Raw genomic sequence first — 13,792 nt, 5'->3', positions numbered from 1 at the left:
CGTGCAGAGCGCCCCCGAGCAGCAGCACCAGGCCGCCCTCGTCGGCCGAGACCCGGAGCAGGTACGCCTGGCCGCACTGCTGAGCCGTACCCGGAACGGCAAGGGCGGGTCGATCGCCGTCCTCGGCGAACCGGGCATGGGCAAGTCCGCGCTGCTCGCAGCAGCCACCACGGGCACGAGCCTTCGGGTGATCCGGCTCGACGGCTATGAGTCCGAGTCGGACATGGCGTTCGCCGCGGTCCAGCGACTGGCGACGACGCTGCGCCGCGAGTGCGGGATGCTCCCGGAGCAGCAACGCCGGGCCCTGCTCGTCGCCTCGGGCGAGGCGGACGGACCACCGCCCGACCGCTATCTGGTCGGCCTGGGAGTCCTCGGGCTCCTGGCTGCCGCAAGCGACGGGCAGGGCATCGTCTGCACGATCGACGACGCTCATCTGGTCGACCCGGAGAGCCTGGACGCGTTGGCGTTCGTGGCCCGCAGGATCGCGGTGGAGCGCGTCGCGGTGGTGTTCGCCGGACGCGACGAGGCCGGCCTGGCCGAGCATCTCGGCGGCGTGTCCCAGCTCGTGCTGACCGGCTTGGACACCGATGCCGCCGTCCACCTGCTGAACCGCGCGGTGACAGAACCCCTCCCGCCATCGGTGGCCCTGGCGATCGCGCAGGCCACCGGCGGCAACCCCCTCGCCCTGATCGACCTCGCCGGTGAGTCGCTGGTCCACGAGCTGCCCGACCTGGGCATGGCCGGCGACCCCGTCCCCGTCGGGCGCCACCTCGAAGCCCACTACGTACGCAGGGTTCGCCAGGCCGACCAGCCGGTCCAGACCTGGGTGCTGCTGGCCGCCGCGGACTCGACCGGCAACATCGACCTGCTCACCGCCGCGGGCGCGGAGCTGGACCTCACCCTCGACGACGCCGACCGCGCCGAGATCGCCGGGCTCGTCCAGCTCAGCCCGACCGTGCGGTTCCGCCATCCCCTGGTGCGCTCGGCGGTCTACAACGCGGCCTCGGGAGTCGAACGACGCCGGGTCCACCGTGCCCTCGCGCTGGCCGCCGACCGGGCGGACCTGACCGAGGCGGAAGCGTGGCACGCGGCACGGGCCGTGGTCGGGACCGACGAGGAGGTCGCCGCCCGGCTGGCCCTGACCGCGGAGCTGGCCGCCCGCCGCGGCGGCCTCGTCTCCTGTGCCCGTCTGCTCGCCCGTGCCGCCGAGCTGAGCCCGCCGGGCGAGACTCGTGCCGTACGACAGGTCGGCGCGGCGGAGGCGGCGCTGGCCGTCGGCGCCGCGCACCTCTCGCAGCGGCTCGTCGAAGACCTCGACGAGGCGTCCGCCGGCGCAGTCACCCGAGGCCGTGCGCTGCTCATCCGCAGCTCGCTGACGCTGCTGCGCGCCGAACGGGACGGGGTGATGAGCGGTGCGGCCGACCACTTGCGGGCCGCCGATCTCTTCCACGGGTTCGACGACGTACGCGAGCAGGACGCCCTGCTCCGGGCCTTCGACCGATGTTCGAGCGCCGACCGGCTCATGACCGGCGTGACCCAGGCCGAGCTGGGCCGGCGGATGCTCGGCGGCGCGGACCTGGACGGGCGGTGGTCGGTCGTGCTGCGTGGGCTGGCCGCCTTGATCCTGGAGCCGTACGACACGGCGCACCCGAAGGTTCGTGCGGCGTTCGACGCGGTGCTCGCCCTGCCCGATGACGAGATCATGTACTTCGGCAGCGTGATCGGCGGCCTCGGTGCCTACCTGTGGGATGACCAGGCCCGAGCTGCCGGCCTCGATCGCGCCGCACGGGCCGCACGCGACCGAGGCGCCCTGCTCGTGCTCGACACGCTGCTGTGGATCATGGCCCTCTGCGAGGTCTACGGCGGCTCCCTGCACCGGGCCGGCCGCTGCGTGGAGACGCATCGCGAGGTACGTGTCGCGATGGGCTACGACGACGCGAACGTGCCCAACGTCGCGGTGATGGCCTGGTCCGGCGAGCCACGCGAGCTGGTGGCGGCCGTGGCCGACGGCGCCGGTGCGCTCGGGTTCGGCGGGGTGCAGTTCTCGGGCATCGAGGGGCTGGTCGCGCGTGACCTCGCGGACCGGCGCTACCAGGACGCCTACCAGCGCCACAAGCCGCTGGTCGAGGAGCCGTTCCTCCAGGTCACCCCGATCTGGTACGCCGACTTCGTCGAGTCAGCCGTACGCTCCGGTCACCCAGACGTTGCACGGCGGGTCGCTCAGGACCTGGCGAGCCGGGCGGCGGTCAACAGCATGCCGTGGTGTCAGGGGGCCGCCGAGCGCGCGCTCGCCCTGGTGAGCCCGGACGACGAGGCCGAGGCCCACTACCTCGCCTCGGTCGCGGCCCTGCACAAGACGCTGGCCGAGACCGAGCTGGGCCGGTCGTACCTGCTCTACGGTGAGTGGCTCCGTCGCGTCCGGCGCCGCCGCGAGGCCGCCGAGCAGCTCCGGCTCGCGCTGCGGCACCTGCGCCACAGCGGCGCCGAGATCTTCGTCCCCCGCGTCCTGGCCGAGCTCGAGGTTCTCGGTGCCCGGACCGACGACGTCGTGAACGCCGAGACGGCCCCGCCGCTGGAGCTCACCACGCAGGAGCACACGATCGCGCGCCTGGCCGCGTCCGGACGTACGAACGCCGAGATCGCCGCCAACCTGTTCATCAGCCCGAACACCGTCGACTACCACCTGCGGAAGGTCTTCCAGAAGCTCGGCATCTCCTCTCGCCGGCAGCTCACCGACCGTCTGAACGCATAGGTCTACACCGGCAGCCGGAGCGGCAAGCCCGGTGTCGGCCAGCGGAAGCGGTCTGCGATCCCGGGCGGAGCATCGGCCAGGTCGGCGATGATCCGGTCCCGCCCCTGACGAAAGTGCGACCAGCCCTCGTAGTGCACCGGGACCACCGTGACCGGGTCGAGCAGCCCGCAGAGCTCGACCGCATCCCGACCGCCCATCGTGTATGCGAGCGGCCCGGTCACCGGGAACCCGACACGGCCGAGGTGCAGGACCGCGGTCCCGACGTCGACCCGGGTCGCGACCTTCTCGAGGCCGTCGTACAGCACCGTGTCCCCCGAATACCAGACCGCTCCGTGCTCCTGCCCCTCCCAGGTCAGGGAGAAGCCGATGACGTCGCCGACGATCGGCCTGCTGCCTCGGATGCCATGACGCGCCGGGGTGGCGGTCACCGTCACCGTCGGACGGCCCGGAGCCTGCAGCACCGTGGTCTGCCACGGCCGCAGACCCCGGACCGTTCGGCCCAGGCCCGACCTGGTGAGCCTGACCGCGCCCGAGGCGGTGGTGACCACCACGCCGACATCCGGCAGCAGCGCCCGGCCGGCGTCGTCGAGGTTGTCGGCGTGATGATCGTGGGTGAGGAGGACGGCGTCGATGGGGCCGATCTCAGCGGCGGGGACCGCAGGACCTGCGGTCTTCCGCGAGGACGTACCCCAGCCGAACCGGTACGTCCGGCCGGGGGCGTCGAAGGTCGGGTCGGTCAGGATCCGCCACCCGGCCACCTCGAGGAGGGTCGTCGGCCCGCCCACATGGGTGAGGTCCATCGCGTGCCTTCAGGACGCGGTGGGCTCGGCGGCCCCCCGCTGTACCGCATGGGAGAGCGCCCACTCCAGCGCGTGGTCGGCGATCTCCTCCCATCCCGGGCCAGCGACCATCAGGTGCGGCCGGCCCTCGTACGTCTCGTGCTCGGTGACGGTTCCGGCGCCCTTGTAGTGCTTGACGTTCGAAGCCTGCACCGACGGCGGCATGATGTGGTCCTCGGATCCGGACAGGAACAGCAGCGGCGCGCGGTCGGCGTTCTTGAAGTCGACCCAGGCGCCCTGGTGACCGGGCTGGAAGTTCGCCAGCACGGAGTCGAACAGGACCCGGCCCGAAGCCGGGATGTGGTAGCGCTCGTAGAACGCCGCCGACTCCTCCTCGGTGTAGGTGTTCGTGAAGGCGTACCTCCACTGCTCGGCGTCGAACCCGACGGCGCGGTGATGGTTCGCCGGGTTCTTGAGCACCGGGAAGACCGAGCGCAGCTGGCTCCACGGCGTGGCCCGGACCCCCTCGGTCGGAGCGGAGTTGAGGACGACGCCCGCGGCCCCGTAGCCGTGGTCCATCACGACCTGTGTGAACGCCCCGCCGGCCGAGTGGCCCATGATGATCGGCGCGGTGTCGAGCGTGTCGAGGAAGGCCTCCAGGTGGGAGACGATCGCCTCCAGGGTGAGGTCGGCGATCGGGGTCGGGTCGGCCCGGAGGGCCTCCACCTCGACCTCGAAGCCCGGGTAGGCGGGGGTGTGCAAGGTGAAGCCGTTGGCCTCGTACCGCGCCTTCCAGTGTTCCCACGACCGGGGTGTGACCCAGAAGCCGTGGATCAGGACGATGGTGTCCGGAGTGCTCATGTCAGGTTTCCTCTCTGGTGCTCGGTCAGGCACGTCAGCGCACAGTCGTGCGCGCCGCGTTGTGGACGACGTCGGCGACGAGTCCGGGGTGGCTGATCATCACGGCGTGGGAGGAGTCGACGGACACGGTCCTCGAGCCGGCTCTGGCCGCCATGGCGCGCTCCGCCTCGGGCGGGATGATCCGGTCCTGCTTCGCGACGACGTACCAGCTCGGCAGGTCCTCCCACGCCGGCTCTCCCGACGGCGTGACGAGTGCGGCGAGTGCACCGGGCCGCTGTGAGGCGGCCAGGAACCGTGCCTCGGCCCGCGGCAGATCCTGCGCGAACCCCTGCGGGAACCACGCCGGGTCGATGTAGGCATCCATGTCGCCGGGCTGGGCACCGGGGAACGGCCTGGTGACGAGATGGTCGGACACCTCCGTGTGGCCACCGCCCAGGTCGTTCATCGCCAAGACGTTCTCACCCGCCGCCGGCGCGTACGCGGCGACATAGACCAGTGCCGTGACGTCTGGGTCGCCGGTGGCGGCGTTGGTGATGACCGCGCCACCGTAGGAGTGGCCGACGAGCACGACGGGGCCTTCGATCGTGTCCAGGAACAGCCGCAGGTACTCGGCATCGGACAACGGGCCGCGCAGCGGGTTGGAGAAGGCGAGCACCGGGTAGCCGCGGCCGGTCAGCTTGCCGGCGACGTCGGCCCAACCCGAGGAGTCGGCGAAAGCACCGTGCACGAGCACGATGGTCGGCTTCGGCGCCGGGGCGACCCCGCGGGTGGTGAGGGCGTCGGCCGCCGGAGCGAGCGCGAGCACCGCTGCCACGAGAACGGCGAGCAACCCGCCCGCTCGATGTTTGAAGGACATGATCTGGCTCCTGTGCTGGGGGCTGAGACGCTCCGATCGTCCTTCGGGTCGCGATGCCTCCGGACCACGTACGACACGTAGTCCCGCGGGACTACGCGGTCCACGTGGTCCGCGGAGCCGGGTGGCCGCGCGAGGCTCGTCAGGACAGGACCCAACCGACCGTGGGAGGAAGCCGATGCCTTACATCACCGCCGACGACGGCGCCCAGATCTTCTACAAGGACTGGGGCGACAGCGGAAGCCCCGTGCTGCTCAGTCACGGCTGGCCGCTCAACTCCGATGCCTGGGAGGCCACCGCTCTCTTCCTCGCGGAGCGCGGCCACCGAGCCGTTGCCCATGACCGCCGGGGCCACGGCCGCTCCAGCCAGACCTGGTCGGGCAACGAGATGGACACCTACGCAGACGACCTCGCGTGTCTGATCGACGCGCTCGACCTGCAGGACCTCACCCTCGTCGGGCACTCGACCGGCGGCGGCGAGATCGTCCGCTACGTCGGGCGGCACGGCACCGCCCGCGTCGCCAAGCTCGTCCTGGTCTCGGCGGTGCCGCCGCTCATGCTGCGGACCGAGGACAACCCCGACGGGCTGCCCATCGAGGTCTTCGACGAGATCCGCGCCGGGGAGCTGGCCAACCGGGCACAGCTCTACCGCGACCTGGCAGACGGGCCGTTCTTCGGGCACAACCGCAACGGCGATGTCCCGCAGGGCTCTCGCGACGCCTTCTGGCTCCAGGGCATGGCCTCCGGGCACCGTGGCGCCTACGAGTGCATCGCGGCCTTCTCCGCCACCGACTTCCGGCCCGACCTGGCCAAGATCGACGTGCCGACGCTGGTCGTGCACGGCGACGACGACCAGATCGTGCCGATCGACGTCGGTGGCCGCCGCTCGGCCGAGCTGATCGACGACGCGGAGCTGCAGGTCTACGAGGGTTCCAGCCATGCCCTCCCGGACACCGACCGCGACCGGCTGCACGCCGACCTGCTGGCCTTCATCGACCGCTGACCGGTCTACGGCACCCTCGCCCGCCAGGCCGGGGTCCCGTGCTTGCTCTCGACCAGCGCCGCGGCCTCGTCGATCGTGGCCTGGTCGAGACCGACGTACGCCGCCCCGAAGCTCTGCTCGAACTCCGCCAAGAGCGCGTCGATGACCTTCTCGCGGCTCAGCCCGGTCTGGGAACGGATCGGGTCGACGCGCTTGGCGGCGCTCCGGGTGCCCTTGTCGGACATCTTCTCCCGGCCGATCCGGAGCACGTCGAGCATCTTGTCGGCGTCGATGTCGTAGGCCATCGTGACGTGGTGCAGGACGCCGCCGGGGATCCGCTTCTGCGCGGCGCCGGCGATCTTGCCGACCGGCGAGGCGATGTCGTTGAGACCGGCGTAGGCGGCCTCGATGCCGACGCTGCGCAGGCCGCGCAGCACCCATTCGTCGAGGAAGGCGTACGACTCCTGGAAGGACATGCCGGCCACGAGCGTGTCGGGGACGGCGAGGCTGTAGGTGATCGTGTTGCCCGGCTCGATGAACATGGCGCCGCCACCTGAGATGCGGCGTACGACCTCGATGCCGTGACGCTCGGCGGCGGCCTCGTCGACCTCGTTGGAGATCGACTGGTAGCTGCCGATCACGACCGCGCTGCTGGCCCAGTCCCAGAACCTCAGGTTGGGGGCGCGGCGACCCTCGGCGACCTGGCGGACGATGACCTCGTCGAGCGCCATCTGCATCCGCGGCGACAGCGGCCCGGTCTCGACGATCTCGAGGTCGAGGTCGTCCCAGGTCGTGGCCCGGCCCAGCGCCCGCAGCACCGTCAGGGCGACGTCGCGGGTGCCGAAGCCGACCAACTCCGCGTCACGGGCAGCGACGTCGAGCACCGCGGTCAGCTGGTCGAGGGAGACGTCGACGGACTGCCCTTCCAGCGCCTCGGTCAGCCAGCCCAGCGCCTCGTCGGGTTCCAGGAAGAAGTCGCCCGAGAGGACGACGTCGATGATCGTGTCAGCGGAGACTGTCGCGTCGACGACGACCAGCTTGCCGCCGCGTACCTTCCGCTCGCCATGCACTCTTTCGCTCACGATTTCTCAACACCGTGAGCGCCCCGAATCATCCCGGCTAGACGGCCGCTCCGCACGAGCCGGCGGTGTCGGCCAGGCGAGTCAGGCCGGCTGGCCCGACGAGCGGGCGCGGGTCCTCGGCGAGCGTCCAGGCCCCGTCCACGAGGACGTAGTCGCCCCGGACGTCACCCGCGAGAAGAGCACGTACGCCGGCCACCAGCCGGTCCACGTCGGCGACCGAGGTGCCGATCCCGATGCTCGCGCGGACCGCGCCGCCGGTGAGCCCGAGGCGCTTGAGGAGCGGCTGGGCGCAGAACCGGCCGTCGCGTACGCCCAGGCCGTGCTCGGCGGAGAGGTAGGCGGCTACGCGACCGGGCTCGATGCCGTCGACCGTGAACGTCACCACGCCGACGGGCTCCTCGGAGTCGGGCCACAAGCGCAGCACATCGACCCCCTCCAGCGCGGACAGGCCGGCCACGAGGCGCCCCCTCAGTGACGCCTCGTGGCGGTCCAGCTCGGCGGGCTCGAGGCCGCCGAGAGTCGTACAGGCAGCGGCCAGCGCCGCGGCGCCGATGACGTTGGGCGAGCCGCCCTCGTGACGCGCGGGGGCAGGCTGCCACGTCGTCTCCCCCACCTCGACGTCATCGACGGCCCCTCCCCCGGCGAGGTAGGGGGTGCCGACGTCGAGCCAGTCGCGGCGCCCGACCAGGGCGCCGGCGCCGTAGGGGGCGTAGAGCTTGTGGCCGGAGAGAGCGACGTAGTCGGCGCCGGTAGCGGCCAGCGAGAAGTGGCGGTGGGCGAGCAGCTGGGCGCCGTCGACGAGGACCCGGGCGCCGTGGGCGTGGGCCAGCGTGACGATCTCGGCGACCGGCAGCGCCTCGCCGGTGACGTTGGAGGCACCGGTGACCGCGACCAGGGCGAAGCTGTTCCAGGCCAGCTCGCCGGCGAGGGCGTCGATGGTCCCGGCGAGGGTGTCCCGGCCGGCGACCACGGTCACGCCGGCCTCGACGCGGCGCCACGGAAGCAGGTTGGCGTGGTGCTCGATGTCGAGGACGAGCACCCGGCCGGGTACGCAGCCGGCCAGCAGGTTCACCGAGTCGGTGGTGTTGCGGGTGATGACGGTGACGTCGTCCGCGCGGGCGCCGACATAGGCGCCGATCGTCGCCCGCGACTCCTCGTAGAGGGCGGTCGAGACCTGGGACAGGTAGCCGGCGCCACGATGCACCGAGGCGTACCAGGGCAGGACCTCGGCCACCCGGTCGGCCACGCTCTGCAGCGCCGGCGCCGACGCGGCGACATCGAGGTTGGCGTACGTCGTGGTCGTTCCGTCCAGCAGCGGGACCTGTGTGTTCGAGCCGACGAGCGGAAGCAGGGACATGGGGCACCCTTCGGGTCATGGCTCCCCAGGGCTGCCCGGCGAAGCACGCGCTTGCCCGCGCCACCTCGGCGAGGGCCTGGTCGTCACCCGGAGCACCCCACCGCGTGGGAGGGTTGCCCGCCAGCAAGCCGGGGCTTCGCGCTGGCAGTCGTGACCTTCGCCGATGATGGTGCCGGAGACCGCGGGTGCCCGCAAGGCGTGCGTCTCGAAACATGGACGCTCGTCCTACATATTGGACACGCCTCTAGGTGGTCGAAACGGCGCGAACCGGCAGGATCAGCGCCGAAGGATGCTCTGGATCGTGGTGGATCGTCTGGTCGGCAGCCAGGAGCGTCGTGGCGGTGGCGAGCGGCTCTCCGGTCCCGGGATTACGGGCGTAGCGCGGGAAGGCACCACTGGAGACCTGCGCGCGGATCTGGTGGCCGCGCCTGAACACGTGCGCCGTGGGCCAGAGGCGCACCACCGCACGGGTGGGTTCGTCGGCGCCCGTCAGACTGGTGAGCCCATCGCAGACGTTATGGGATCGGCCCTCTTCGTCGACATCGCAGAGCCGGACGAAGACATCGGCGTACGCCAGGCTCGACTGGAACCAGATCTCGGCACTTACCTCGCCGACGACCTCGACGTCCTCGTCGAGCACGGTTGTGGTGTAGGTGAGCACGTCGGCCCGAGCCTCCACGGCGCCGTTGTCGACGCGGCCGCCGTGGCTGATGCTGATGCCCCCGGCCGCCGGGGTCGGATCGGCCGGGTCGTAGTGATAGCGGTCGGGATCCGAATCGCGCGGGACGCTGACCGACAGTCCGCCATCACCCTGGAGGTGGAAACGCTGCGGCTCATAGCCCTTCGGCGGCCAGGATTCGAAGTCGCGCCAGGCGTCCTCACCCATCACGAACAGCCGCACCGGTGCCCGCTCGGCCGGCTCCTCGCCGCGCGCGTACGCCAAGCCGAAGTCGACCGCTTCGGCCACGCCAGGAATCGTGGTGTCCGTGTGAGTCCAGGGCCCGACCGTGAGCCGGGCGGGCTTGCCGGCGTCCTGAAGAATCGCGAAGTCCCGCAGCTGACCGGGCAAGAAGATGTCGTACCAGCCCCCGATGGAGCTGACCGGGACGCTCGCGCCGGCGACTCGGTGGCGGTGGTCGAGACCATCCCAGTGCGGATCGTCGGCGTCATGGGCGAGAACGTCCTGGATGTACTGCGAACGCCGGCCGGTGGCCTCGAGGTCTGCCTTTTGCAGCGGCAGTACGTGCATGGCGCCGGCCGTCTTCTTGGTCTGGGCGTTCCTGCGGAACATCGCGAAGGGGCGCTCCTGGGTGGCGACCATGGCACCCCACTCGACCGGCAGCTCCAGCGAACGGCCGTCGGCGCGCATGAACTCGCTCGTCAGCGCCGACTCGGTGACCACGGGGATCATGGCCTTGACCTGCGGCGGCAGGCTGTCGGCGACCGCCCACTGCGCATAGCCCAGGTAGCTCAGGCCGACCAGCACCATGGAGTCACCGAACCACGGCTGTTCGATCACCCAGTCCAACGTGTCCAGGCCGTCCGCACGCTCCTGGAGCATGGGGTCCATGACGCCACCGGAGCCGAAGCCGCCGCGGACGCTCTGGATCAGCACTTGGTAGCCGCGCTCTGCGAGCGGGCGGGCCATGATCGCGCCGAAGATGCCCGAGCGGCCGTACGGGCTCCGGATGAGTGCGGTCGGCAGTCGCTCCGCGCCGCCCTTCGGGGTCCAGCGATCGGCCAGCAGCTCCACGCCGTCGCGCATCGGAATGCGCAGGTCGCGGTCGACGACGACCTTCCGTGTCAGTGGATCGGGGAGCTGCATCTGACGCTGGATGATGTGACTCATGAGGCTCATCGGTCGGTCTCCCTCTTCAGCACGGGCACGTCGGAAGCAGCCGTCTGGCGCACTGCGGCGGTGATGATGCCGAGCAGCCCGATGAGTCGGTCGGCGAGGTCCTCGGGGTCGAGCGGGTCCTCCGCGTCGGTCACCCAGGCGTTGATGAAGGCGGCCCCGCCGCCAGTGATGAAGACCGCCAGGTCATCGAGCTGCTGCGGGTCGTGGTCCTCCGCGAAGTGCGCCTCCACGGCACGCCGGTTGACCGGGAGGATCAGGCCGCTGAGTGCTTTGGTCAGCGCATGGGCGCTGGAGCTGTTCAGCATCGCCCGGTAGAAGACGCGATGCTCGGCGAAGTGCCGCGTCATGGCCAACGCACGCTCGCGCCCTTCCGCCGACGCTTCTGCGAAACGTGGCAGCAGCTCGGTCCTGGCCAGGTCGAGCGCGGCTTCGAGCAGCAGGGCGTCGCGATCGCCGAAGTGCTGGTACACCAGCTGCCGGCTCACGTCCGCCGCCGCCGCGATGTCGGAGATCGGAATCGCTGCCGTGCCCCGTTCGGTGACCAGCGCGACCGCTGCCTGGATCAGCGCCGCCCGCGAACGCCGGACGCGGCGATCCTTGGCTGGGGTGGCCGCGGCCAGCTCGAACTCCATGAGCGTGATCCTAGACACGTGTTAATTAATGCACAAGTGTCGCGAAACGCTCGAGGCGTACGCCTCAGCTCACCTCACGGACGGCCTTCCCAGGGTTTGCCGCCGCCTCCCCAGCCGCCCTCGCCGTCACCTTCGCAGGTGCCGAAGAACTCCGAGACCGGGTCGCACTTCTCCTTGTCCTTCTCCGGCGGAGCGGGCGGAGCGATCAGCTCCTCCTCGTGTCCGGTCTCGGGATCCTGGCCGTCGACGTAGACGGGCTCGGGGAAGTTCTCGACCTCCTTGCCCTCCATGGCCTTCGCCATGATGGCCGCCCAGGTCTCGGTGGGATAGTCGGCGCCGAAGTAGGACCGCATCCAGCCGCCGTCGAGCTTCCCCTCGCCGTTGCCGCGCGAGTAGCGCACGGCGGTGGCGATCTGTGGGGTGAACCCGACGAACCAGGACGAGCAGACGTACTGCGCGTTGGTGCAGGTGCCGGTGCCGGTCTTGCCGGCCACCGGACGCCCGATGCTCTGGGCCTTCTGCCCCGAGCCGCTCTGCACCACACCCTGCATCGCGTACGTCACGTCAGCGGCGATGTCCTCGGAGATCGCGTGCCGGGCGTGCTTCCGGCCGTTCCAGCTATAGAGGACGTTGCCGGCGCGGTCGCGGACCTTCTTCACCACGTGTACGTCGTGGCGGTAGCCGCCGTTGGCGATCGTGGCGTAGGCGTTGGCCATGTTGACCGGGCTGACGTTGGCGCGGCCGAGGGCGATCCGGTCGTCGGTCTTGTGGTCGAAGTCGGTGGTGGTGCTGGGGATCCCCGGGAACTTCGGGTCCGCCTTCGCCGGGGCGACCCCCGCGGCGACCGCGGTGTCGTAGATCGCCTTGCGGCCCTCCTCGGGGCCACCCATCGACTCGGTCATGTCGATGTAGGCCGTGTTCACCGACTGCTCCATCGCCTTGAGCATGGTGATGTGCTGGCCGTAGTCCATCCCGTCCGCGATCCCGGCCTGTTCACCCTCGTTGACGACCTCGGAGCCGGCGTAGGTCGTGAACGGCGAGTCACCCGCCCACGTCGAGTTCAGCGAGTAGCCCTTCGCGATCGCCGCCGCGGTGGCGAAGGCCTTCATCGTCGATCCGGCGTGACCACCGGTCGCGGCCCAGTTGTGCTGGCTGTCGAGGTAGTCCTGGCCACCGTAGAAGCCGAGCAGCGCACCGGACTCGACGTCGACCGAGGCGGTCGCCACGTGCAGGGCGTTCTTCTGCTCGGGGTCGCCCTTGACGTACGCCTTCCGGTTCTTCGGCTTCACGGTCTTGGCCGCGGTCGCCGACGCCTTCATGACCTTGGGCGAGAGCGTCGCGGTGATCCGAAGGCCACCGCTGTCGATCTTCTCCTCGGTGAACAGCGGCTTGCCCTGCGCGTCGGTGAGGCCGAGCAGCTCGGCCTTGATCATGGTGAGCGCGTGGCCGCGCTGACCGCCGAGCCGGCTCGGCACCGTCTTCGCGGGGAACTTCGGCAGCGCGTCCTTCACCTTGTCGGCGTCGGCCTGCTTCAGGTAGCCGAGGTCGACCATGCCGGAGAGGACGTACTGGTAGCGGCCGAGCAGCTTCTCCTCGCCACGGAAGGTGCTGCTGGCGGGGTCGAAGCCGGCCGGGTTGTTGAGGATGGCCGCCAGGGCCGCCGTCTCCTGCAGCGAGAGGTCCTTGGTGGACTTCGCGAAGTAGGCCTTCGCGGCCGCCTCGATGCCGTAGGCGCCGCGGTTGAAGTAGATCGTGTTGAGGTAGTCGGTGAGGATCTGGTCCTTGCTCTTCTGCCGGGTCAGCTTCAGGGCGATGACCGCTTCCTTCAGCTTGCGGGAGTAGGAGCGCTCGGAGCTGAGGTAGTAGTTCTTGACGTACTGCTGGGTGATCGTGGAGGCACCGCCCGAGGTGCCCTCGGTGGTGTTGGAGAACGCGGCCCGCACGATGCCCTTCACGTCGACGCCGCTGTTCTCGTAGAACGTACGGTCCTCGGCGGCCACCACAGCGTGCTTGACGGTCTCCGGGATCTCGTCGGCGTCGAGCTTGATCCGGTTCTGGTCGCCGTCCTGGTAGCGGCCGAGCTCGGTCTTGCCGTTGCCGTAGTAGACGAAGGAGGTCTCGACCTCGAACGCGGCGTTGGGGTCCGGCACCGTGATCCGGTTGTAGGCCACGATCGCCGTCACCGACCCGATCAGGGCGATGGCCAGGAACCCGACCAGCGCCACCTTCGCGGTGACCTTTCCCCAGCGTCGCCAGGTCGCCTGCGTCGAGGTCGGGGGTTTGGAACCAGTGGACGTCGAGCTCCTGGCCTCCGCCCATTTCTCGGCTGCCCAGATCTTGACGGGCTCGACCTTCGCGAGCCAGGCGCCGGCGGAGGACGGCTTGGGCGCCGCACGACGCGCGCCGGGCCTGCTGGGCGTGGTCCTGGGCGGCTCGGCCGCGATCCGAGGGGCGGGCGGAGGAGGCGGCCGCCACGACGGCGGCGGACCGGTCGGACCCTTCGGAGGCTCGGCGCTCCGGTGTTCCATTGCTCCACCTGACCTAGGCAACTGACTGCGGCGGCCGTTGATCCTACCCGGGTGGGTATGACAACGGAGGCCGACCCCGCACGGGGCCGGCCTCCGTAGTCAGGCGGT

At 70.7% G+C, this 13,792-nt stretch carries 10 protein-coding genes and 1 riboswitch; of the genes, 2 read left to right on the top strand and 8 right to left on the bottom strand.

The features are described from left to right. Nucleotide 1: 1 nt before the first annotated feature. Nucleotides 2–2,752, top strand: coding sequence for a LuxR C-terminal-related transcriptional regulator (locus tag OH802_RS12770; RefSeq protein ID WP_406028432.1), 2,751 nt, complete (start codon nucleotides 2–4; stop codon nucleotides 2,750–2,752). A 2-nt stretch (nucleotides 2,753–2,754) separates the two neighbouring features. Here the strand turns inward: OH802_RS12770 and OH802_RS12765 are convergent, their stop codons facing one another. Genes OH802_RS12765 through OH802_RS12755 form a run of 3 tightly spaced genes read right to left on the bottom strand, consistent with a single transcriptional unit; the run spans nucleotide 2,755 to nucleotide 5,248 of the window. Further along, the gene (locus OH802_RS12765) at nucleotides 2,755–3,552 is read right to left on the bottom strand and encodes an MBL fold metallo-hydrolase (RefSeq protein WP_406028430.1); all 798 of its coding nucleotides are present in this window, start codon (nucleotides 3,550–3,552) and stop codon (nucleotides 2,755–2,757) included. 9 nt (nucleotides 3,553–3,561) lie between these two features. Then, complete coding sequence (locus tag OH802_RS12760) at nucleotides 3,562–4,392, bottom strand: alpha/beta hydrolase (protein WP_406028428.1); 831 nt, start codon at nucleotides 4,390–4,392, stop codon at nucleotides 3,562–3,564. 34 nt (nucleotides 4,393–4,426) lie between these two features. Continuing rightward, entirely contained in the window at nucleotides 4,427–5,248 is an 822-nt protein-coding gene (locus OH802_RS12755) for an alpha/beta fold hydrolase (protein WP_406028426.1), read from the bottom strand. Nucleotides 5,249–5,423: 175 nt separating this feature from the next. Between OH802_RS12755 and OH802_RS12750 the strand changes: the two genes are divergently transcribed. Then, nucleotides 5,424–6,248 carry an alpha/beta fold hydrolase gene (locus OH802_RS12750; protein ID WP_406028424.1) on the top strand — a complete coding sequence of 275 codons (825 nt, stop codon included), beginning with the start codon at nucleotides 5,424–5,426 and terminating at the stop codon, nucleotides 6,246–6,248. 5 nt (nucleotides 6,249–6,253) lie between these two features. On the opposite strand, the gene OH802_RS12745 is transcribed toward OH802_RS12750, so the two are convergent. From OH802_RS12745 to OH802_RS12725, 5 genes are all read right to left on the bottom strand, one after another. Then, nucleotides 6,254–7,309 (bottom strand): biotin/lipoate A/B protein ligase family protein, encoded by a 1,056-nt coding sequence (locus OH802_RS12745; protein WP_406028422.1) that lies wholly within the window; start codon nucleotides 7,307–7,309, stop codon nucleotides 6,254–6,256. Between the two features lie 37 nt (nucleotides 7,310–7,346). Then, a complete protein-coding gene (locus tag OH802_RS12740) occupies nucleotides 7,347–8,666 on the bottom strand; it encodes an aminotransferase class V-fold PLP-dependent enzyme (RefSeq protein ID WP_406028420.1) in 1,320 nt (439 codons plus the stop codon). 42 nt (nucleotides 8,667–8,708) lie between these two features. Further along, a riboswitch (SAM riboswitch) is annotated at nucleotides 8,709–8,822 on the bottom strand. An 88-nt stretch (nucleotides 8,823–8,910) separates the two neighbouring features. Continuing rightward, the gene (locus tag OH802_RS12735; protein WP_406028418.1) at nucleotides 8,911–10,524 is read right to left on the bottom strand and encodes a CocE/NonD family hydrolase; all 1,614 of its coding nucleotides are present in this window, start codon (nucleotides 10,522–10,524) and stop codon (nucleotides 8,911–8,913) included. Continuing rightward, nucleotides 10,521–11,156 carry a TetR/AcrR family transcriptional regulator gene (locus OH802_RS12730; protein ID WP_406028416.1) on the bottom strand — a complete coding sequence of 212 codons (636 nt, stop codon included), beginning with the start codon at nucleotides 11,154–11,156 and terminating at the stop codon, nucleotides 10,521–10,523. The genes OH802_RS12735 and OH802_RS12730 overlap by 4 nt, the downstream gene beginning before the upstream one ends. A gap of 74 nt (nucleotides 11,157–11,230) precedes the next feature. Continuing rightward, complete coding sequence (locus tag OH802_RS12725) at nucleotides 11,231–13,684, bottom strand: transglycosylase domain-containing protein (RefSeq protein ID WP_406028414.1); 2,454 nt, start codon at nucleotides 13,682–13,684, stop codon at nucleotides 11,231–11,233. Nucleotides 13,685–13,792 lie beyond the last annotated feature (108 nt).

The sequence above is a fragment of the Nocardioides sp. NBC_00850 genome (assembly GCF_045207335.1).
Taxonomy (GTDB): domain Bacteria; phylum Actinomycetota; class Actinomycetes; order Propionibacteriales; family Nocardioidaceae; genus Nocardioides.
Note: the sequence above shows the minus strand (reverse complement) of the source record. Positions and strands in the feature narration are given on the sequence as shown.